At 39.3% G+C, this 19,472-nt stretch carries 23 protein-coding genes, 1 tRNA gene and 2 pseudogenes; 11 read left to right on the plus strand and 15 right to left on the minus strand.

All coding sequences use genetic code 11. The features are described 5' to 3' along the window. The first annotated feature begins 5 nt into the window (after positions 1-5). The 6 genes from ACFIK3_RS07150 to ACFIK3_RS07175 all read left to right on the plus strand — a co-directional run bounded on the left by ACFIK3_RS07150 (position 6) and on the right by ACFIK3_RS07175 (position 3,752). Positions 6-269, plus strand: a complete 264-nt coding sequence (locus tag ACFIK3_RS07150) for a hypothetical protein (protein WP_375654412.1) — start codon at positions 6-8, stop codon at positions 267-269. Between the two features lie 6 nt (positions 270-275). Next, the gene (locus tag ACFIK3_RS07155) at positions 276-1,985 is read left to right on the plus strand and encodes a hypothetical protein (RefSeq protein ID WP_375657939.1); all 1,710 of its coding nucleotides are present in this window, start codon (positions 276-278) and stop codon (positions 1,983-1,985) included. Between the two features lie 13 nt (positions 1,986-1,998). Next, the gene (locus ACFIK3_RS07160) at positions 1,999-2,664 is read left to right on the plus strand and encodes a lysozyme (protein WP_375625825.1); all 666 of its coding nucleotides are present in this window, start codon (positions 1,999-2,001) and stop codon (positions 2,662-2,664) included. Next, complete coding sequence (locus ACFIK3_RS07165) at positions 2,661-2,873, plus strand: hypothetical protein (protein ID WP_375676460.1); 213 nt, start codon at positions 2,661-2,663, stop codon at positions 2,871-2,873. Before ACFIK3_RS07160 ends, ACFIK3_RS07165 begins: the two co-directional genes overlap by 4 nt. Positions 2,874-3,019: 146 nt before the next feature. Then, a complete protein-coding gene (locus ACFIK3_RS07170; protein ID WP_375630869.1) occupies positions 3,020-3,238 on the plus strand; it encodes a hypothetical protein in 219 nt (72 codons plus the stop codon). 91 nt (positions 3,239-3,329) lie between these two features. Next, a complete protein-coding gene (locus ACFIK3_RS07175; protein WP_375657796.1) occupies positions 3,330-3,752 on the plus strand; it encodes a helix-turn-helix domain-containing protein in 423 nt (140 codons plus the stop codon). A gap of 46 nt (positions 3,753-3,798) precedes the next feature. Here ACFIK3_RS07175 and ACFIK3_RS07180 read toward each other — a convergent pair. Further along, positions 3,799-3,888, minus strand: a tRNA-Ser gene (locus ACFIK3_RS07180). Positions 3,889-4,967: 1,079 nt separating this feature from the next. Here ACFIK3_RS07180 and ACFIK3_RS07185 point away from each other — a divergent pair. After that, entirely contained in the window at positions 4,968-6,125 is a 1,158-nt protein-coding gene (locus ACFIK3_RS07185; protein WP_375676461.1) for a tyrosine-type recombinase/integrase, read from the plus strand. A 275-nt stretch (positions 6,126-6,400) separates the two neighbouring features. Further along, positions 6,401-6,992 (plus strand): annotated as a pseudogene (locus tag ACFIK3_RS07190) (antA/AntB antirepressor family protein). Between the two features lie 110 nt (positions 6,993-7,102). On the opposite strand, the gene ACFIK3_RS07195 reads toward ACFIK3_RS07190, so the two are convergent. The 5 genes from ACFIK3_RS07195 to ACFIK3_RS07215 all read right to left on the minus strand — a co-directional run bounded on the left by ACFIK3_RS07195 (position 7,103) and on the right by ACFIK3_RS07215 (position 10,583). Next, positions 7,103-9,145, minus strand: a complete 2,043-nt coding sequence (locus ACFIK3_RS07195) for an ATP-binding protein (RefSeq protein ID WP_375637888.1) — start codon at positions 9,143-9,145, stop codon at positions 7,103-7,105. Between the two features lie 207 nt (positions 9,146-9,352). Then, positions 9,353-9,565 (minus strand): hypothetical protein, encoded by a 213-nt coding sequence (locus ACFIK3_RS07200; RefSeq protein ID WP_273791681.1) that lies wholly within the window; start codon positions 9,563-9,565, stop codon positions 9,353-9,355. Continuing rightward, positions 9,558-9,764 (minus strand): hypothetical protein, encoded by a 207-nt coding sequence (locus ACFIK3_RS07205; protein WP_273791682.1) that lies wholly within the window; start codon positions 9,762-9,764, stop codon positions 9,558-9,560. Before ACFIK3_RS07205 ends, ACFIK3_RS07200 begins: the two co-directional genes overlap by 8 nt. Continuing rightward, positions 9,697-9,924 (minus strand): hypothetical protein, encoded by a 228-nt coding sequence (locus tag ACFIK3_RS07210; protein ID WP_273791683.1) that lies wholly within the window; start codon positions 9,922-9,924, stop codon positions 9,697-9,699. The genes ACFIK3_RS07205 and ACFIK3_RS07210 overlap by 68 nt, the downstream gene beginning before the upstream one ends. Then, complete coding sequence (locus ACFIK3_RS07215) at positions 9,921-10,583, minus strand: lysozyme (protein ID WP_375676462.1); 663 nt, start codon at positions 10,581-10,583, stop codon at positions 9,921-9,923. Before ACFIK3_RS07215 ends, ACFIK3_RS07210 begins: the two co-directional genes overlap by 4 nt. A 220-nt stretch (positions 10,584-10,803) precedes the next feature. Between ACFIK3_RS07215 and ACFIK3_RS07220 the strand changes: the two genes are divergently transcribed. Further along, positions 10,804-11,046, plus strand: a complete 243-nt coding sequence (locus tag ACFIK3_RS07220; protein ID WP_375637885.1) for a type II toxin-antitoxin system RelE/ParE family toxin — start codon at positions 10,804-10,806, stop codon at positions 11,044-11,046. Continuing rightward, positions 11,033-11,353, plus strand: coding sequence for an addiction module antidote protein (locus ACFIK3_RS07225; RefSeq protein ID WP_010705378.1), 321 nt, complete (start codon positions 11,033-11,035; stop codon positions 11,351-11,353). Before ACFIK3_RS07220 ends, ACFIK3_RS07225 begins: the two co-directional genes overlap by 14 nt. A 44-nt stretch (positions 11,354-11,397) precedes the next feature. On the opposite strand, the pseudogene ACFIK3_RS07230 reads toward ACFIK3_RS07225, so the two are convergent. The 9 genes and pseudogenes from ACFIK3_RS07230 to ACFIK3_RS07270 form a co-directional block, all read right to left on the minus strand. Then, a pseudogene (locus ACFIK3_RS07230) lies at positions 11,398-11,924 on the minus strand (antA/AntB antirepressor family protein). Between the two features lie 303 nt (positions 11,925-12,227). Next, the gene (locus tag ACFIK3_RS07235; protein ID WP_375676463.1) at positions 12,228-13,544 is read right to left on the minus strand and encodes a contractile injection system protein, VgrG/Pvc8 family; all 1,317 of its coding nucleotides are present in this window, start codon (positions 13,542-13,544) and stop codon (positions 12,228-12,230) included. Continuing rightward, positions 13,541-13,765, minus strand: a complete 225-nt coding sequence (locus ACFIK3_RS07240; protein ID WP_375637136.1) for a tail protein X — start codon at positions 13,763-13,765, stop codon at positions 13,541-13,543. Before ACFIK3_RS07240 ends, ACFIK3_RS07235 begins: the two co-directional genes overlap by 4 nt. Further along, positions 13,762-14,142 carry a phage tail protein gene (locus ACFIK3_RS07245; RefSeq protein WP_375676464.1) on the minus strand — a complete coding sequence of 127 codons (381 nt, stop codon included), beginning with the start codon at positions 14,140-14,142 and terminating at the stop codon, positions 13,762-13,764. Before ACFIK3_RS07245 ends, ACFIK3_RS07240 begins: the two co-directional genes overlap by 4 nt. A 5-nt stretch (positions 14,143-14,147) precedes the next feature. Beyond that, the gene (locus tag ACFIK3_RS07250) at positions 14,148-16,277 is read right to left on the minus strand and encodes a phage tail tape measure protein (RefSeq protein WP_375676465.1); all 2,130 of its coding nucleotides are present in this window, start codon (positions 16,275-16,277) and stop codon (positions 14,148-14,150) included. Further along, complete coding sequence (locus ACFIK3_RS07255; RefSeq protein ID WP_081485993.1) at positions 16,274-16,345, minus strand: GpE family phage tail protein; 72 nt, start codon at positions 16,343-16,345, stop codon at positions 16,274-16,276. The genes ACFIK3_RS07250 and ACFIK3_RS07255 overlap by 4 nt, the downstream gene beginning before the upstream one ends. A 38-nt stretch (positions 16,346-16,383) precedes the next feature. Further along, a complete protein-coding gene (locus tag ACFIK3_RS07260; protein WP_375654658.1) occupies positions 16,384-16,671 on the minus strand; it encodes a phage tail assembly protein in 288 nt (95 codons plus the stop codon). A gap of 1 nt (position 16,672) precedes the next feature. Continuing rightward, on the minus strand, positions 16,673-17,179 hold the full coding sequence (locus tag ACFIK3_RS07265; protein WP_375676466.1) for a phage major tail tube protein: 507 nt from the start codon (positions 17,177-17,179) through the stop codon (positions 16,673-16,675). Beyond that, positions 17,179-18,570 (minus strand): phage tail sheath subtilisin-like domain-containing protein, encoded by a 1,392-nt coding sequence (locus ACFIK3_RS07270; protein WP_375676467.1) that lies wholly within the window; start codon positions 18,568-18,570, stop codon positions 17,179-17,181. The genes ACFIK3_RS07265 and ACFIK3_RS07270 overlap by 1 nt, the downstream gene beginning before the upstream one ends. Before the next feature lie 353 nt (positions 18,571-18,923). Between ACFIK3_RS07270 and ACFIK3_RS07275 the strand changes: the two genes are divergently transcribed. Then, on the plus strand, positions 18,924-19,442 hold the full coding sequence (locus ACFIK3_RS07275) for a Rha family transcriptional regulator (RefSeq protein ID WP_375676468.1): 519 nt from the start codon (positions 18,924-18,926) through the stop codon (positions 19,440-19,442). The last annotated feature ends 30 nt before the right edge of the window (positions 19,443-19,472 follow it).

Consider the following 19,472-nt stretch of genomic DNA (forward strand, 5'->3'; position numbering starts at 1 on the left):
TTCAGATGATCAATAATCCGTCTGCTATTGATGATATTGCGGACGCGGAGCAAATCCGCGTCCTTTTTTATGCAAGCAATAGAATGGTTCACGCACCCTTAAATAAGGTGCTTGATCTTGTCAAAAACGATATACAGCATGATCTTTTAAGCGCTTTGGCAGAGTATCAAGAAGCAACAGATAAACGCATAGAGACCATGCAAAAACTTATTGATGAATTACAGTCTCTCATCCCCAAAAATCTCAAAAACAGACTTACTAAGGAATGAAACGCGATGCCATTACCCTATCATACGCACATATTTAAGCTTGAACCAGCAACAAAGAAAGAAGTCAAAGAAGGTATTTTAAATAGTAAGGCTCTTGCACCTGTTTCAGTAGGAAGTGCAGCAGCTTATCAGGTAGAATATTTTGCAACAGCTGCTCAAGGGAAAAAGGCTGATGATGCTGTTGCAAAGAGAGATATTGGAGCTCTTGCTTACAAAGATAAGGTCACAATCCACGATATTGAAGCAAGTGGTGAAGCTCGTGAGAATGCGATTTTATCAGGCGCTGGCTGGGTAAAAATATCGCCTTTAGGGATTGGCGATATGAAGGCTGCTACATATGATCCCGATAATGTGGGGGCAAATGTATTTTCTATGGAAAATATGAACGAGGGTCCTACCAAAAAGATCTTAACCACAGAGGAAAGATCAAAGCTACGATGGTTGAGTTCTACGCAGCCAACGATGGAAAAATGGCGGAGGGGAGATGAAGGTGTTTATTATCCCATATCTCCGGTAGATCTCAAAAATACCATTAGTTATTTTGTAGGATTAAAGTCTGTTGGTATGTCAAGATTAGTCTATGATCCAGATAAAATAGAAAAAGATGCCTTTGATATGGAGAATATGAAAGAGGGGAATACGCATTTTATTTTAACCCCTCAAGAACGTGCACAGGTTGCAAAAATTGATAAAATTGAAGATGTGGCACAACACGCACAGGAAAGCGCACAACAAGGGCTTTATGCAGCAAGTGAGGCAAGGAGTATAGGGAGTGCTGCATTCAATACAGCGAAAGATGCGCAAGATCACGCTGTAGATGCGAAAAATACCGCTGAGTCCGCACAAAAAACAGGAGACAGGGCACAAGCTGTGGCAAGTGTCGCACAAGAAACAGCGGATAGTGTACAGAAAAAAGTTGATCTCATTCAACCTCTTGCAAAAAAAGACTGGATTGATGGCATAAAGACAGTGGATGCACTTATCTCACCAGCCAAACTGATGGCTTCAATCAAAGCAAATAGTAGCAATAGCAGCGGCGCTGGTAGCGGCAACAATGGTGGCGGGGTTAGAAAACCTGTTGAAATTCTGATGACAGAAAGCGGAGATATTCCATTGCCTGATGGTATTACTGCTGACACCGATATCGAAGTATGGGCTTGGGGCGGTGGAGGTGGTGGCGTTAAGGATGGTGGCGGCGGCGGCGGTCAATGTGTGCATGTTAAAATGAAAGGTTCTGATTTAGATAAATTAAAAACAGCTTACATTGGTCGTGGTGGTAAAGGCAATGACAGTAACATTTTGTGCAATGGTGGTAGAACAATGATCAAAGGGCTTGTTACAGCAGAAGGAGGATATTCCGTTTCCATGACTCTCGTTAACTTTGGAGGGAAAGGTGGCGATGGAGGAGGAAACAGAGAGGGCATCAGTGGTGAGAGTTTTATTTTTTCTGGTGGGAATGGTGGAGGAAGTGGAGTCGACGGCAAGAGAGCTGGTACCGGTGGAAGTTCGTTTCTTGGCGGCGGCGGCGGCGGTGGTGGTCAATGCAAGGGTTCTATCATGGGGCAAGGTGGTGAGAGTTACAAAGGTGGTAACGGTGGTAGAGGTGGTAAAGAATGCGGCGGCGGCGGCGGTGGATATTTTGATGGGAAACACGGAAGCGACAAAATTGGCGGCGACGGCGGTGATGGAGCAGTACTCATAAAGGTATATTTATAAGGTGAATTGAACAATGGCACGGAAAATAAGTAAAGACTGTTTATACTGTTTAAAAAAGTGGGAAGGTTTGCGCTTGCAGGCTTATCAAGATACTTCTGGCATATGGACGATTGGTTATGGTCATACGAAAAAAGCCGGTCAACCAACAGTTGTTGAGGGTATGGTGATTACGGAAAAAAAAGCCGAAACCATGCTTTTAGCAGATTTGCAGCAATATGAGAGAGCGGTAGAAAAAGCAGTTTGTGTGAATTTAAGCGATGAACAGTTCGGCGCTCTTGTTTCCTTTTGTTATAATGTGGGTATTGCAGCTTTCCAAAACTCTACATTGCTTAAAAGGCTTAATCGGGGGGATTATGAAGCTGTACCAACCGAATTGCAGAAATGGACCAAAGCGGGAGGCAAGCGTTTACAAGGTCTTGTACACCGGCGTGTAGCAGAGGCAGGGTTGTGGGCGAAAGGGGCTTATGTTTCCTCCAATTATCAAACAGTAGAAACGCAAGCACCAACGGGGGTTTTCAAAGCAGAAGCATTGGCACCGATTATTGGTTCTTTCTCAGGTCTTGGTGGATTTTTAGCGGGCAATGGACCCATTCAATGGGCTTTGGCAACCATTATGGTTTTAGCCGCATGTACTGGCATTTTCTTTGTTGCTAAACGCTTTCAGGAGCACCGCCTATGATCTTATGGATGAAAAGAAACTTGATGGTAACAGGTGCGGCTTTAGCCGCTTTTTTTATGATTTTAGCAAGAGCTTTTACTCTTGGGAAAAAAGCAGAGCAACAAAAGCAAACAGAAAAAGCTTTAAAAGCAGCCACAACACGGCTGGAGGTGGAAAGTGAAGTTAATCAAAAAAGTGCTGCTGATGTGCGTGCTGCTCTCTTTGATTGATTGCGCGACAAATAAATATGCTTCTTCTTGTGTTGGTTGGTTACCTGTTTATTTAAGCCGGCAAGATCTGAACACCATCAGTTCCAATTTAGTAAGAGAGATCTTAAAGCACAATAATCTAGGTGAACGCTTGTGTGGGTGGAAACATGGTTAGAAAAAAATCCAAAAAACACACAGAGCTTACAGAATCAGAAAAAGAAATGCTTCAAGAAATGATCATCACCTATCAAAGCGTGAAAATGATGTCTCGCTTGATGAAGTGGATAGCATTTTTTCTTTTTTTGTTTATCCTTGATTTTGCACGCCTCATGGATGCGCTAGATAATGTCATTGCACATTTAAAGCAGTGGTTCTCAAAAAATTAAAAAAACCATTATAGTAAAAAAACAGTTAACGAAAGCCTGAGAATTTCTGCTAGAATCACGAGAGAGCTTCTTTTTTAATAGGATTTTTTAGATGCCAACACCATTTGGTAAAACCTTACGCAAACTTCGCATTGATCATTCAGAACGCCTTTTAGATATGGCTAAAAAATTAGATATATCTGTAGCATTTTTATCATCTATAGAAATTGGCAAAAAGTCTGTTCCTGTAGGACTGGAGGAAAAGCTAATTGAACTCTATGCTTTAGATCAAGAGGTAGCAGAAATTTTGAGAAGAGAATCAGATGCTTGTCGTAAAAGCTTCACTATAAAGCCTTCTGATACATTCAGATGTGAAGCTGTTGGTATGTTTTCTAGACTGATAAACATTATTTCACAAGAAGATTTAGAACTATTAAAAAAATTATTAGAGAAAGCTGGCAAAAAGAATGCGCTTTGTAAAGGAAAGTGTGAAAATCCTATTCCCGAACCTTTATTTATTTATCCCGAACCTTAAAAAAGATTATACAGAATCAAAAAGTTATAGCACCATAAAAGTGCTGTGGCGGAGGGGGTGGGATTCGAACCCACGGTACAGTCTCCTGCACGCCGGTTTTCAAGACCGGTGCCTTAAACCGCTCGGCCACCCCTCCAAACTAGATATGCTTTTTGACAAATTTCTTGTAAAAGGTCAATCATTTTAATACGCATTTTAAAGCGTTCTTTGTAAAACTATTTAAGTTTCAATTAAAATAATTTTTCATAAGTTAATTCTTTGAGTGTGTTATCTAAGAGTTTCATTTCTAAACATGATAGTTTTTTCTGAAAAAATGAAAGGTAATTATGATATTTATCATTTTTTTCCTGTTTAAAAGTTTTTTATAAAGCAATATTTTTTTAAAGTTCTAACAATCGTTTTCGTAATAATAAGAAATGTTTAGTTGAAAATGTTTGATAAATTATATTAAATTCCGGTCGTGTATTTTTGAATTATTTTACCTTTCCAGATATTTATTTTATTTAGATCGTTCATATTGGCGAAAAGAAAATGTTATTACTCTAACAGTTTATGAGAGATAAATTTGTAAGAATGACATATATATTCAAGGAAAGTTTTTATTGAGTTTAAATTAAGTATAATTCAATAAGAAAGCTCTTTAAAAGATTTTAATTTTTTAAATAAAAATATTCAGATATTTAGTGCGTCTAAAGAGTACCTTGGAGGGAATGGCTGATTTGCACTATTTGAATAAAATTTTATGTAAGATTTGCATCGATAGTTTAAAATTTCTTCTAGATATGACTGGAAATTAGGTATATTTATAATGTTTTTTCTGTGGGATAAGCAAAAAGTTAATTTGAATGGAAGAAAAAATTATTGAGCAATACACTTAGATCAATAGATAATTTGTTAAGGTATTACATAGTTTTTCAAGAATAGAACTTAAAAATGCTAAATTATGCAGAAGCAGAAAGCATAAACTTTAACAGACAAGGTTTTAAAAGCCGATTCATTTACAAACATGTGTAAAATAAAAAATGGTGCCCCCAGAGAGCGAATCAGGCTTTAGCAACAAGATTCAAAGTATATAAAGATGTGTAAGGGCGTATTGATGTTTGTAGCTTTTTATGATTCAATAAAAAAATTAAGTATTAAAGGAAAAATCTCAAATCAGAAATTAAAGGTGGTCTAAAAGGTGGACCAAAAAAGGTGGACGAGAGGGGACGTTAAGTGAGGGCGATTCATCGGTTATCAGCATTACTTGTAAAGTCCTCTCCACAAGGAAAATATTGTGATGGGGCAGGGCTATGGTTGAATGTTCGAAAAGACAATACACGCTCTTGGTTTTTTCGCTATACGCACCACAATAAGCGCCGTGAAATGGGACTTGGTCCTGTTACGAAATTCTCTTTAAAAGAAGCGCGTGAGCTTGCAAGATATTATAGTGATATTCTTAAAGAAGGCAATGATCCTATCGTCTTTCGAGAACAGACTATTTTAATACAGCAAAGCAATATCTTCCAAGAAATTGCAAAAGCGGCTTTTGAAAGCAAAAAAGCAGAGTTGAAAAATGAAGGTAAAAACGGCCGCTGGTTTTCTCCTCTAGAGTTGCACGTGATTCCACACATAGGCAAATTACCTATAGAAAAATTAACAGCCAATATCATTCGCAATGTTCTCGCACCCCTTTGGCATGAAAAAGCAGACACAGCGCGAAAAGCGCTTAACCGTATCAATATTTGCTTGAAATATGCTGCGGCTCTTGGTTTAGATGTTGATCTACAGGCTTGTATGAAGGCACGCGCGCTTTTAGGAAAACCACGTACGACATCAACAAATATTCCTGCTATGCCATGGCAAGAGGTTCCGGCTTTTTATCAAAACTTAAAGGATGATATCCTTTCAAATTTAGCACTGAAGTTACTCATTTTGACGGGAGTACGGTCATATCCATTGCGCTATTTGCGCCTTGAACAAATTGACAAAAATATATGGACGATACCAAAAGAAAACATGAAAGGTATTGTAGGGAAAGTTTCAGACTTTCGCGTGCCACTAAGTGATGAAGCTTTGAGAGTTATTGAAAAAACTCTCCCCTTTGAAAAGAATGGTTTTCTCTTTTCTGGTCTTAGAGGCAACCCCATTTCTGATGCCACCATGGCAAAGTATATGACAGTTTGTGGTTTGACTTATCGTCCCCATGGTTTTCGTTCAAGCTTACGGGATTGGATAGCAGAAACAACGTCAACACCATTTGAGATTGCCGAAACTGTTCTTGCCCATTCAGTTGGAAGTTCAGTGACAAAAGCTTATATGCGAACGGATTTTTTGGAACAACGACGTGTTCTCTTAGAACAATGGGCATCTTTTATATCAGGAACTACTTGACAGGATTATAACAATGTTTCTATTGTCGAATCAGATGCCTGAAAAACGCCTTAAATCGATAGCGGACAGATTGCCGACACAATCTCTTCTTCGCACATTAAAGGCTTTGACTCATTATATGTTACACGCATATAATGGCTTTGTCGGGTGTAGTTACGCTATACAATACCCTTTATGGGAAAAGCATAACCGACGGATTATCGACCGTGTTTTTCAGCACCAGGCACTCTTTTATTGAGTGTCAGTGAAAAACATCTAATCGATAGGAGTTCATCATGAACACTCTTATAAAAATATCAGAACAAGTCATTGATCAGCAAACCATTCAAACTGTTAATGCGCGTGAATTGCATACGTTTTTAGAAGTTAATATACGCTTCAACGATTGGATTTCACGACGGATTGAAGAATATTCTTTTCAAGAAAATCAGGACTTTGTGAGTTTTACTCAAAAAAGAGTAAAACCTAATCCCTTTCAGGAAAATCAAAGCTTTGTGAGTTTTGGTAAAAATTTACTGAAACCTAAAGGCGGGTCGTCCAAGTACAGAATATCATATCACTTTAGACATGGCGAAAGAGCTCTCAATGGTGGAACGTAATGAGAAAGGACGTCAAGCACGCCGTTACTTTATTGAGTGTGAAAAGAAACTAAGAAACCAATCTGTTGATTATGATAATGATACGCGCTTTGATTTGCCAAGCTATTGGGAAGGTATGAACGCTGGCGAAAAAAATTTATATCTTTTAGGTCCTATTCATATGCGTCTTCTTGATGCCTTCAGAGTAGATGAAGAGAACAGAAAATACAAAGCTCTCATTAAAGAAGCAAAACAGGTCTTAGAAAAATCTGTTACGAAAGCCGCTTAGTTTAAATCACAATCCATCTCCCCGTTTTAAAAGCGGGGAGGGGGTGAAGTTTTAATTTTTGAAATCTATTGTTTTAAATGGGCGAAGATATTGTCTATCGCCTCAAAAAATTAAACCTTTAATGTAGAAATAAATGCTTCATTCCTTAATTTTGCATCCTCTAATAAATCATACCACTCTATTATTTCAACGGTTCCTCGAAATTCTCCCTGTAGAGGAAAAGTTCTCCCTCGCCCATTAGCTGTTTTTTGCCATGTAGACGTTTGCGTTTTAAGTTCACCTTCTATATCAGCAATAATATAACAATAAAAAACACACTGCTCTGAAATCTTTATTTTCTTATTATCAAATGTCTTTATACGCTGTCCTTTAAGTTCATTGAGGTATTTGTTTATTTGATTCATGGGGGAGTAACCCGCTTTATATTTTTTCTGACCTGGTCTTTTAAACTCCACTAACATTAGCCTGTCCAGATCTGCATCAAGACGACCTTCAAGTCCTAGGGCATATAATTGATTATAACATAATAAATCAGGACGACTTTTTTCTGTACTATCCTGCATGATTTGATTGATAGGCACATCCGAAGCAAAGTATTTTGTAAATGTTAATCGCTCATCAATAATCCATAAATCATGTGTTAAATTTTCCTGAGATTCAGGATCATCCCCCCGAACACGCATTGGACAAATAAGTTTATGCAATGTTTTCTCTAGATGTGGTACTTCTTGACCATTAACATTTTTCTTAAGTTCTATTATTAATCCTTCTAAAATTTTAAGTATAACTTTACGACGGATAACATACTCTGCTAACTGTCTTGTTTCTTCATCTTTAACTTCTCTTGCAAGTTCAGAAACTTTTTGAGAAAAGCTGTCTGTATTGGCATTTCCTTCAGTAATTTCACGGTATATTTCTTCAATTCTCTTATTTTGTTTTTTCTCTCTCCTAAGTTTGTGAATAGCCAGTGTTTTAACAAACCCCTCTGTATTCTTTGCAGCTTTAGGAAGTGTTTCTAATAATTTTTCATAACTCTCAAAGCGATAGGAGGGATGGGTTTTACAAAACTTTTTTAATGTATTTAAACGTTTTCTTTCATACTCTTTATTTTCTGGAGCAAGAACACTCTGTGTAATGTTGTTGGCAACGGCACGTAAAATATCTTTTAATATACTATTTTTAAAAGAAAAATGCGTTCTTTCTTGATTAACTCTATCATCTAAATATTGGCCACTTATGCAACCATGATATACCAGCTTTTGGGTTCCAAATTTTCCAAAACCAATAAGGTTATCGATGCTTTCAGTAGTCACAGTACGATCATGTGCGAAAAGATGTAGATAGTGGTTCTTCCCTTTAAAGTTAAGGTTAGCATCCGCCATGCAAATAAAATTACGAATTTTTAATAAACCAAAATCTGCGGTTTCAAGTGTAATCTCTCCCCTATTTTCTACTAAATATTTTTTAACTTTCTGTGCTAAATTGACAGACATCTGATCATCACGAAAAGTTATTTGAGGAAGTTGTTCTAAAATTAAATCTGAAAAAAAATGTGCTCCAATATGATCGATAATTGCTTCAGTTTTGCGTGGAAAATATTTTTGGTACGCTACATCTCTTAAACCGGTAAAAATAATTTCTGTTCCGGTTACTTCTTGATTAATAAGAGGTATTTTTGAATGATCAAGAATCTGATTTTCCTCTTCCAAACAAAATGTAAAGCTTCTCTGGTAAAGCTGATCTTCTTCAAGGAATATACTTTTAACTCGTATTTTCTTAAAGGCATCCAACCATAGCAGCCGCCCAACTCCTTTTCCTCCTTTTTCTAATTTAAAATTAGTATCTACAGTGCGAAAAGCTTGAAAGTGCTCATCATCCAATCCTACACCATTGTCTTTAACTATAATTTCAAGTGTTTCATTTTTATCTATATCTTTGATTTCTATATCTATGTTACCCGCGCTTTTGTAATCTTCTTGCTTAGAATCTTCAAGCGCGTGAATAGCGTTGCTTACCGCTTCAAAAACAGGCTGCAAAGCTTCCATTTCAGTGGACGGTTTAGGAAAACGACAAACTCTTCCAGCAAGATTCTCTTTCATAGAAAACTTTTCAGTTTTATTCTTTTCTTGTTTTTGAACTGCGACGTTTTCCATAATTATTCCCACCTTTTTAGCCGATAATATTACGAAATATACCTATTAAACGCACGTATATTAACAATTTGTTATTATTATAGAACAAATTTTTAATTCTTTGAGAACCACTATTTTAAATGCGCAAAGACATTCTCTATCGCCTCCATGAGACGAGCAAAATTAAGAATTCATTTTCTAAAGATTTTCGCACATCTCAGAATGTATTTAGAGTCGGATATTTGGTTTTTGTGTAAAAATATTTCCTACAGCATCTATAAGGCGTGAAAAATCAAGCGCTAATAAGAGTATAATGAGTACAATCCATTTCGTATAACGTGACATCACTTTTATACTTTTGTAGGTCATAATAATTTCTTGAAGTATTTCTTTTTCTCCTTCTGTAAGTTCTATATCGTCTTTTGTTTTTTTCCTAGCCATGTTTCCACCCACACACACGTTCGCCCTGCTTGTTATGCTTTAAGATCTCTCTTGCTAAATTGGAACTGATGACGTTGATATCTTGCCTCTCTAAATAAATTGGCAACCAACCAACACAAGAAGAAGCATATTTATTTGTCGTGCAACCAGTCAGAGAGAGCAGCACGCACATCAGCATCACTTTTTTGATTAATTTCATTTTCTACCTCAAGCCGTGTTGTTGCTGCCTCTAAGGTTTTTTCTGTTTGCTTTTGCTGTTCTGCCTTTTTTCCAAGGGTGAAAGCTTTTGCCAAAGCCATAAAAAAAGCGGCTAGAGCCGCGCCTATTACCATCAGATTTCTTTTCATCCATAAGATCATAAACGGTGTTCCTGAAAGCGTTTAGCAACAAAGAAAATGCCAGCACATGCAGCTAAAATCATAATGGTGGCCAATGCCCATTGGATTGGTCCATTTCCTGCTAATAAGCCTCCAAGCCCAGAAAAAGAACCAATAATCGGTGCAAGGGCTTCTGCTTTGAAAAAACCTGTTGGTGCTTGTGTTTCGACTGTTTGGTAGTTAGAGGAAACAAAAGCACCTTTCGCCCATAAGCCTGTTTCTGCCGCACGCCGGTGAGCTAGACCTTCAAGACGCTTCCCGCCTGCTGTGGTCCATTTCTGTAGCTCGGCAGGGACAGCTTCATATTCACCTTGATTGAGCTTTTTTAACAGTGTCGAGTTACAAAAGGCTCCTGTTCCTACATTATAGCAAAAGGACACTAACGCCGCGAATTGTTCATCCGTTAATGAAACTGTAACAGCGCGTTCAACAGCATTTTCAAATTGTCTTAAGTCTTGGCAAAGAAGTTCTTCTGCTTGCTTTTCAGTGATTGTCATGCCTTCGTAAATAAAAGGCTTTCCAGCACTGTTTGTATGTCCATAACCTATTGTCCACACCCCAATGGCATCTTTATAGGCGTTCAAACGCAAACCTTCCCATTGTTTGATAAGTGCAAGTCCTTCTGATGATATTTTTCGCATATGATTCTCCATAAAAAAAGCTCCGCAAAAAGCAGAGCTGGATTAAAAAATTGACATCTTTCTCATTCGGAAAGATAGCTTGGTTAAGCTTTATGTCTCTTTTTCATTGGAACAAAAGAATGTATTTGACATTGTAATAATTGTATCTTATAAGTTACAAATGTTTACAGTATACAAAACAGAGCATTTTATAAAATGGCTAGATTCTTTAAAAGATTAGATTGCGCAAGCGCATATTGTTAAACGGATAGCAAGAATAGAAACGGGATTTCTTGGAAATGTAAAATTTTTCCGTGGAATTGGAGAGTTAAAGATACATCATGGTCCTGGCTATAGAATCTATTTTGTAAAACAAGGTAAACAAATCATTTTATTACTGAATGCTGGTGATAAATCTACACAACAAAAGGATATCAAAAAAGCTCTTCAATTAGTAAAGGAAATAAAACATGGAAATTACTAAATTTGACACAAGTGAATATTTCAAGACACCTGAGACACAAAGGATTCTTTTAGAAGATGCTCTTGAAAGCAAAGATAGTAAGTATCTTGCCCATGCTCTTGGTATAATAGCGAAAAACCAAGGAATGAGTAAAATCGCCCAAAATACAGGGCTATCAAGAGAGTCTCTTTATCGTTCTTTAAGTGATAAAGGCGACCCACGGCTTTCTACTTTTCTCAGTGTTTTGAGTGCTTTAAATTTGCAGATTAGTTTAGCGCCTATCCAAAATAATTGTAAGGAACAAGCGGCTTTAGAAGAAGCATCTTGACTACCTCCTCATTTTGAAATGGGGAGGGGAGGCATATTTTTTACTTAAGCGGCTTTCACGACAGATCTTTCTAAGACTTGTTTTGCTTCTTTGATTATGGCTTTGTAATGCTTGCTTTCTTCTACCAACGTACAGGCTTTGACAAGATGCATGTGGAGAGGTTCATAAATGTAAACAGCCTTTTTAGTCGGAGACATTTTATCCCAATCTTTTGGGAAAGCAAAACGTATATCATCATAATCAATAAATTGACTTTTTAGTTTCTTTTTACATTCAATAAAGTAACGACGAGCTTGGCGTCCTTCTCATTGCGTTCAACCATTGAGAGCTCTTTCGCCATATCTAAGGTAAGATGATATTCTTTACTTATAACATTTTTACGTTTCTCATTTTTGAGAAACGTAAAACCATAATCTTGATTTTCCAAAAATCCATATTCTTTAATACGGCGTACAATCCAATCTGCAAATTTAGAATTGACTTCTAAAAACGTATGTAATTTACGTGCGTTAACCGTTTGAACAGTTTATTGACCAATATTTTGTTCTTTAATTTCTATAAGAGTGTTCATAAGAATTCCTTACTATTTAGATGTTTATCAATGACACTTTTAAAAAGTGCCGGGTGCTAAGAAACACGGTAGTAAGTCCGTCGTTATGCTTTTCCCAAAAGGGTATTGTATAGCGTAACTACACCCGACAAGATCATTATATGCATGTCACATACAATGAGTCAAAGCCTTTAAACGTGCGGAGAAGAGATTGTTTCGTAACCAAATCCGCTTACTATTAAGGTGTTTCTTAGGCACCTAATTCGATTATTCATATTGTCGCCACATTGTCAAGTGGCTTCTGATAATTTTTTGATATTTTTGCTAATTGATATCCTCTTCATCCATATGGATAACGCCTTCGCCTTCGTCGCATGCGTTTGGTGGAGCGTTTGGATCAAGGGTATCATCCTTGTCTGGTGTGGTGTTTGCAACGTTTCCAGCCGCATCTTCTTGGGTTTCATCAAAAAGCTCGCAATCTATTTTTGTGGTATAACCACCTGTTTTATCAAGCTTGTGTTTAACGCTTTTGATGCGCCATTCTGCTGGAATATAGGGGCGGAAAGAGGGCTCCTGAACAAGCTTTGCTTCTGCTTGCACAAAGGGATCACCACCGATATCACATGAGAAAGAAGACTTACCGCGTGATGATTTATTGCGATAAGCAGCAATGGCTGCAACAGTCTCTGATTGGTTATGGTAGGTATATTTGAGTTCATGAAACGGTGCTTTGCCAACTTTGACTTCTTTTTTTTCACCACTGCGTAAGTCATGATAGGTTGCGAGAACACCGCCTTTCTTCTCTTTGTCTTCTTCTTGTTTTTCCGATTCTTTTTCTGCTTTTTCCGATTCAGATGATAATGGTGCTGCTCGATCACTGTCATCCATATGGATAAAGTTTTCATCATCATCAATCTCTTCTGGTTCTCGTGCATCAGCAGCGGCTTTTTGGTCGTCTCCTACATCCGTTTCTAAGCCATTTGCTGCACCTGCTTCATCCCGTGCGCTGTATTTAAAATCCCAAGAGGTACAATGTTTCTCATGAATAACAACAATAGGGAGTGTTTCACCGGTGATGGCTTTGCCTTCACCCCGTTTGGCGAGCACCAGTTTGCCATCAACGGGCTTTGCTACCGCATCATATTCTTCTGCAAGGCGTGCAGCAAAAGCCATATCGCTTTCAGCTGTTTGGTCAATGTGACGCACAACGATTTTTGCAAGAGAAGGATCAACCTTTGGCGTATAGCCATTACGCTGTGCTATCTCTTGAACAATACTGCCAAGGGTTTGCTGGTGATAGGATTGGCTTTTTGGGGTTCTGTAAGACGTGTTCATTGATGCGGCGCGCCCTGTCACGCTTAAGCTTTGTGGTGGGCTGCTTACAGAGATTTCGTCTATCAGATAGGCTCCCATATCGCGGTTTTTGCCCCCTTCATAGCCAAGTGTGACAGAAATGATTGTTCCGATGAGAGGAATATCAAGAAAGCCGTTATCACTGTCCCGGGCGCGGTCATCAATCTCTATAGTGATACGATCACTTTTGTTTTCTGCTTCATCGGTAATTTCAATTGATAAAACATAATCCATAAGAGTTTTTGTGATGTCTTCTCCATTTGCCAGAACCATGCAAAAAGGTTTCATGATTTGCTACCCCAAATTCTGATCACTGGTGTGGCTTTCGGATAGGGGAGGGTTGGCAAAACGATTGTGATGCCTGCTTTTAAGATGGGTCCATAGTCTGCAAGACCAAAATTTGCTGCATAAACGCGTTCAACAGCAAGGGCTTGTTGACCCTTTGCATAGTATCTCCAGCAAATGGCATCAACCATATCGCCTTCTTTTGTCACGTAAAGATCACTCATAGCTCTTCACCATATTCTCTCAACTTTATTGTAAATTCTTGTTTTTTGGGGGTGCCGTTATGATGAAAAACGCTTTGTTTTTCCTCTACAGAAAGAATGACAAACTTACCTAAGATTTTGCCTTGACCAGTCACAAGAATGTGAGGTCCTTCATGTGCCATTTGCCGTAAATATTCGAGCTGTCTGTGACCACCTTTGAAATCTGGATAAATCACACCAGTTAAAGAAAATTCCGCATTTGCAACAGCAGGCAATTGAAGAGCAGTCTTTCGCCCCAATCGCCCTTGCTCTACCCATGGAACCCCATAAGACATATCAAGTGTTTGATAAGTTGCTGTTTCAATGGAAAAAATAAAAACACCCAAAGCTAACATCATGGTATTTAATCCGAAAGGCTAGAGGCTATGGCTAAACGTTGCTGTTTTGCATAGCGTTCAAGTGCTTGATTGACAGCGTCTCTGATTTCGTCCTTAAGACCATTTGGTACTGAAATATTTAGATTTGTAATGGTTACACGGGCGTCTACTTCAACAGGTTTGTGAATCGTAATGGGTTCTGGAACTTCAAAGGAACCCACTTTTGTATTTGGAGTTTCTATGTATTCTGTTTCGACTGTCCCTGTATTAAAACCACTCTTGCGTTTTTCAGATGGAGCATTGGGTACAATTGCTGTATCAACCATTCTTTTTGCGCGTGCATTGGTTTCATCGGTAAAGGTTTTTAAAGTCTGGGTTGAAGTTTTGTTGATTGAAACATTAAAGCCTAGCTGTTCTTTCATCCAATTAGGCATCCAGCTGGTTAATGTGCTTATCATGCCGCTAAACCATTCAGACAGAGCACTCCATTGGTTTTTGATACCTTCCCAAAGCCCGTTAATCAGATTGATTCCTGCTTCCATGAGATTGACCCCAAACAGCCACTCAATCAATGCATTGATTTTTTTCGAAATCCAAGAGAGTGGTGAAAAGTTTTTAAAGAGCGTCAAGAGGTTATTGAAAACGTTACTACATAAGCTCGCAAAAGAATTCCACAAGTTGCTTATGAAGCTTACTACCGTATCCCAATTTTTGTAGAGCAGATATCCAACTCCAACAAGGGCTGCTATGCCGCCAGCGATCCAGCCGATAGGAGTGGTCATGATTGCGATACCAAGCGATATAAAAGCAGAACTAACGGCAGTTATTGCTGGAATAAGTGAAGCTATAAGAGTTACAGCAAGACCAGCAATTGCGGAAGCAGCTGGTGCTATTGCCGCAATGAATGCTCCGGTAAGAACTGCTCCAACCGCGGCTAAAGATGCAGCTACCCAGCCATTGAGTTCATCCCAATATTTATAGAGTAAAACAAGAGATGCGATGCCGCCAATTAGCCATCCTATGGGCGTTGTCATTATAGTATAACCAAGTGTGACAAACGCTGCTCCCGCTGCGGCTAATGCGGCAATGAGTGGACCAAAAATGAACGAACCAAGTGCCACAAGTCCTACCTTAAAGAGGGTTATTTCACCAATCAGAAGTTCTAGCCATTGGAACCAGCCTTTAATCCTCTCTGTAAGATCACTGATGCCTTTTCTTAAATCAGAGGTAGGATTAAGCAAATCATTAAGGACTTTTTTTAAGGTTTTTGCCCAGCTCGCAACGGTTGTTTGAATGAGGTCGCGGTTTTCATCAATCAACTTTGAAAAACCGTCAATCATATCATTAATCACGGGCATGAAACGCACGCCAATAAAGCTCGCGATACCGCCTATTTTTTTCTTAAAAGCACCAAGCTTATCACTCAAATCTGCTGCATAGCGTGCAACATCGGCACCTATCAGCCATTTTCCTTTTCGCGCCTTTGCAAATAGTTCTTTGATAGGCGCCATGCCTTGTGCAAGCATGGCGGCCATTTCTTTACCATCCCCACCAAACAGCAGAGAAGCAATATGCTCTCTTTGTGCTTGATTTTTCATCTTACTCATCTTGTCAGTAATTTCTTCTAACAAGACAGAAGTGGATTTGAGTTTTCCAGAAGTGTTTTTGACAGAAATGCCAAGCGCTTCAAAGCCCATCATGCCTCTTTTTTGTCCAGCATATGCTTGTGCTGAACGCCTATTTAAAACCGCTAAGGATTGTTGAAAAAGCTCGGCAGAAGTGCCTGAATTATCGGCTGCATCCCCCCATAATTGAAGTGATGCAACACTCATTCCCAAATGCTGTGATGCATGGTGAAGACTATCCCCAAGATGCATGGTTTGCATGGTAACGGAGATCAAGCTTGCCACAAGACCATCACCAGTAAGCCCTAAAGCACCGGTAAATACCGAAGCACGACTTGCCGCTGTACCAAGGGCTCTTTGAACGCCTTTAAGGCATGCTGTCATATTTTTTAGTGCAGCAGAAAAGTGGGGAATATTTAATGTATGCGACAAATTCTTAAAAGATTCTTGTACACGTTTGAGAGGTGCGGTGAGTTTGTCCTCAAGAGTCAATTTTACCTTTGCATCGGCACCCTTAGTTGTTTTACTCATTTTGTCTTATACCTTTCTGCTGCTTGTTTTCGCCAGAATATTAATTCTTGTGGTTCCATTTCCATCATGTCTGAAAGGGACCAATGGAACACAATGGTAATATCGGCTATGAGTTTAGCGGCGGTTTCCCAGTCGAGGTATCCCGCCGTTTGATAAAAGACTCTAAGATTTCTCCAATGCTCGATAAGTCATTGATGTCGAGTTCACCAACAGCTTCATGTGGCCATGCAGAAAGGCGAGAAACCATAGCGATTGTTTGTTCAACGCCTTCCTTCTTATCTATTGCTTGCACATCTTTTGTTTTGGGGCGCCGTAAAGTAATTTCGGTGTGATCTTTTCCTTCAAAGGTAACAGGTACAAGTAATTTATGTGTAATGCTTGTTTGGACTGTCATTTTATAATCCTATATTTTCTCTATGTTCTGCGAGTTGATTAACGCCATTGAATTTTCTCACCATGTTGAGGACGTCTATCTCAACGATTTCAACGTCCTTCTGGACATATTTGAAATACTGCAATGTGAAGGTAGTTGTGGATGTTGCTTTGCTGCCCGGTTGCCATTCTGCCATTTCAAAGCCTTTGCATAGTCCTCTCATGGTAATGACAACACCTTCTGCGGGTGTGCCTTGCGCTTGCATTGAACTTCGTAATGAGATATCGACATCTGTGCGCCCCAACAGTGCCATCAATTCTGGAGAGCAATCAGAAATGGTCATGCTAAGTGTGAGGGTTTCAAGACCAAGGTCAACTTCAATAGAGCTATCCATGCCTCCACCACGATAACTTTCAACAACCAAATTCAAATTCGGTAATGTTACGCTTTCACATTTTGCTTGATAGGGAATGCCGTCGACAAAAATGTTAAAATATTTCAAAACTCTTGGTAAAATAGGTATGGTCATTAAAAGATCTCCTCTAAGTAATCATTCACAATGCGTGAACGGAATGTGATGTGTTCTGCTGGTGTTGTTGGTGTGAATTCGACATTGAAATAGACTCTGCCGCCTTCAATGGCGCTTGCTGTATTCAACTCTGGATCAGGCGTACAACGCCCACCAAGAATGGCGCCTTGTGCTTTTAAATCACGCAAATAGGCATTGACGCTTTCACTGACATCATTCATGTAGGTTTTTTTGATATTGCGGTCGACAGCCCATAGATGCCCGCGCAAAATGGCATCATTGATCATATCTGCGGTGCGTACCACCGATAAGAAAGCAAATTTTGTATCACTTGAAAGGGTGCGATTACCCCAAAGGCGATAGCCGTTTTCTCGAATGATAGTTGTGATGTTTTGTTCATTGAGAAGGTTGGCACGGCTTGATCTATCACCAATGGAAAAATCAATGGGGCGCGTAATACCAACAATGCCATTGATCACTTTGTTGGAAGGAGAATGCCAAAAACCGTGTGTAAAATCAGTTTTGGCAATGACACCAGCAACTGCTGCACTTGCTGGCTGTTCTATGATCTTTCCATCACGATTTACCTTTACAAATGGGTCAACTATGATGGCGCGCTTTGAATCAAAATCCTTTGCTGTGCTAAGTGCTGCTTCATCTGTGCTGTTTGGTGCATCAAGCACCACAATAGCACGCAGACGCTCTGCAATGCCAATGAGTTCTGCCGCTACAGAATTAGAGGTTGTACTGATTTTGGCTTTGGCTGTCGCACCAGTGCCATCTCCTTCAATCGTCACATTTGGGGCGGTTTGATAATCAAAGCCACTGTCCTTAATGACAATAGAAGTTATTTTTCCATCTTTCAGGATTGCTTCTGCTTCTGCCCCGCCGGCAATTTTAACAGTTGCTTGAGTGTAACCGCTTCCTTGGTTTATCACATCAATCTTGCTAAGACTGATAGGGCGTTTGTGTGTAAAGCCTGGAGCGATGAGAATGCGTGGTGTTTGTCCCACAATGGATTGTGCTCCAATCAAAGCATGAACACCTTCATAAGCACCATTTGCGTTCACACCGCCTAGAACATTGGTGAGTGTTGCATTTCCATTGTCACCTTCGTTCACGCGCACTACAACAACAATAGCACCCACTTGCTTGAAAATGAGATCAAGGGCATTGGGTAGGGTGCCTTGACGCTTACCCGTTTTATCCAGTTTTGCAGCTTGTGAAAGAGAGCCTGCTACCAAAACCGGTGTGTTGAGAGGGAATGCTCGGTCATCGGCATCGGGTGCTGTGCCAACAATCCCGATAACTGCCGATTGAACCGCGCGAAGGGGGCGGGTGCCGTCGTCAACTTCAACGACTTCAACACCGTGTAGAAAACCTATTGCCATACTTTATGCTCCTTTAAATAAGTGGTGAATGAAAATGAATGGGAAAAATTAGAGGTGGAAGCCGTTCTGACGAGCGACTTGACAAAAACTTTAAAACCGTTAGATTCATACAAAGGTGCTTCAAAAACATCTTAAAACAACAAGCGGATTGGTTACCGAAACAGTCTTTTTCCGTGCATTGAATGCTTTGACTCGTTATATGCGCATAGCGTATAATAATGTTATCGGGTGTAGTTACGCTATAAAATACCCTTATGGGGAAAGCATAACGACGGACTTACTACCGTGTTTTCTAGCACCCGATACCCCTCTAGGGCGTCAATAGAAAACAACTAAATAGTAAGGAGTTCATTATGAACAATCTAGTAACAATCAACAATGATGGTATTGCTGTCACAACCTCTTTAAAAATTGCCGGTGGTATGGGAAATAGCCACGCTACAGTTATAAAGCTGGTACGTCAAAACATTGAAGACCTTGAAGAATTTGGAAGGGTTGGATTTGAAATCTCACCCTTTGGGACCAAAGGCGGAAGACAGAAAAGAGTAATTGCTATTCTCAACGAACCACAAGCCACTCTACTCATGACCTATATGCGTAACAATGATACGGTGCGTGCATTCAAAAAAGCCCTCGTCAAAGCTTTCTATGATTTAAAAAAACAATTAATTGATAATGATCGTGATACACGCTTTGATTTTCCAAGCAACTGGGATGAAATGGGATCTACTGAAAAAGCTGTTTATATTTATGGACCGCTTCACATGCATCTTGTTAAAGCCTTTACATTAGCAGAAGAGAGCAAACATTATAAAACGCTTGTTGAAGAAGCCAAGCGAGTTTTAGTAAGCTCTGTTGTAAAAGTAGCTTAAGTTAAAAACATGATTTTATCTCCTCGTCTT

The organism is Bartonella sp. CB10SXKL, assembly GCF_042195515.1.
Classification (GTDB): Bacteria; Pseudomonadota; Alphaproteobacteria; order Rhizobiales; family Rhizobiaceae; genus Bartonella.

What these genes read in the sequence shown, in the direction of transcription:
- ACFIK3_RS07150 (WP_375654412.1), top strand. Translation starts at nt 6, where the DNA reads ATGATCAATAATCCGTCTGCTATTGATGATATTGCGGACGCGGAGCAA.
- ACFIK3_RS07155 (WP_375657939.1), top strand. Translation starts at nt 276, where the DNA reads ATGCCATTACCCTATCATACGCACATATTTAAGCTTGAACCAGCAACA.
- ACFIK3_RS07160 (WP_375625825.1), top strand. Translation starts at nt 1,999, where the DNA reads ATGGCACGGAAAATAAGTAAAGACTGTTTATACTGTTTAAAAAAGTGG.
- ACFIK3_RS07165 (WP_375676460.1), top strand. Translation starts at nt 2,661, where the DNA reads ATGATCTTATGGATGAAAAGAAACTTGATGGTAACAGGTGCGGCTTTA.
- ACFIK3_RS07170 (WP_375630869.1), top strand. Translation starts at nt 3,020, where the DNA reads ATGGTTAGAAAAAAATCCAAAAAACACACAGAGCTTACAGAATCAGAA.
- ACFIK3_RS07175 (WP_375657796.1), top strand. Translation starts at nt 3,330, where the DNA reads ATGCCAACACCATTTGGTAAAACCTTACGCAAACTTCGCATTGATCAT.
- ACFIK3_RS07195 (WP_375637888.1), bottom strand. Translation starts at nt 9,145, where the DNA reads ATGGAAAACGTCGCAGTTCAAAAACAAGAAAAGAATAAAACTGAAAAG.
- ACFIK3_RS07200 (WP_273791681.1), bottom strand. Translation starts at nt 9,565, where the DNA reads ATGGCTAGGAAAAAAACAAAAGACGATATAGAACTTACAGAAGGAGAA.
- ACFIK3_RS07205 (WP_273791682.1), bottom strand. Translation starts at nt 9,764, where the DNA reads ATGAAATTAATCAAAAAAGTGATGCTGATGTGCGTGCTGCTCTCTCTG.
- ACFIK3_RS07210 (WP_273791683.1), bottom strand. Translation starts at nt 9,924, where the DNA reads ATGATCTTATGGATGAAAAGAAATCTGATGGTAATAGGCGCGGCTCTA.
- ACFIK3_RS07215 (WP_375676462.1), bottom strand. Translation starts at nt 10,583, where the DNA reads ATGCGAAAAATATCATCAGAAGGACTTGCACTTATCAAACAATGGGAA.
- ACFIK3_RS07225 (WP_010705378.1), top strand. Translation starts at nt 11,033, where the DNA reads ATGGAAATTACTAAATTTGACACAAGTGAATATTTCAAGACACCTGAG.
- ACFIK3_RS07235 (WP_375676463.1), bottom strand. Translation starts at nt 13,544, where the DNA reads ATGAAACCTTTTTGCATGGTTCTGGCAAATGGAGAAGACATCACAAAA.
- ACFIK3_RS07240 (WP_375637136.1), bottom strand. Translation starts at nt 13,765, where the DNA reads ATGAGTGATCTTTACGTGACAAAAGAAGGCGATATGGTTGATGCCATT.
- ACFIK3_RS07245 (WP_375676464.1), bottom strand. Translation starts at nt 14,142, where the DNA reads ATGATGTTAGCTTTGGGTGTTTTTATTTTTTCCATTGAAACAGCAACT.
- ACFIK3_RS07250 (WP_375676465.1), bottom strand. Translation starts at nt 16,277, where the DNA reads ATGAGTAAAACAACTAAGGGTGCCGATGCAAAGGTAAAATTGACTCTT.
- ACFIK3_RS07260 (WP_375654658.1), bottom strand. Translation starts at nt 16,671, where the DNA reads ATGACAGTCCAAACAAGCATTACACATAAATTACTTGTACCTGTTACC.
- ACFIK3_RS07265 (WP_375676466.1), bottom strand. Translation starts at nt 17,179, where the DNA reads ATGACCATACCTATTTTACCAAGAGTTTTGAAATATTTTAACATTTTT.
- ACFIK3_RS07270 (WP_375676467.1), bottom strand. Translation starts at nt 18,570, where the DNA reads ATGGCAATAGGTTTTCTACACGGTGTTGAAGTCGTTGAAGTTGACGAC.
- ACFIK3_RS07275 (WP_375676468.1), top strand. Translation starts at nt 18,924, where the DNA reads ATGAACAATCTAGTAACAATCAACAATGATGGTATTGCTGTCACAACC.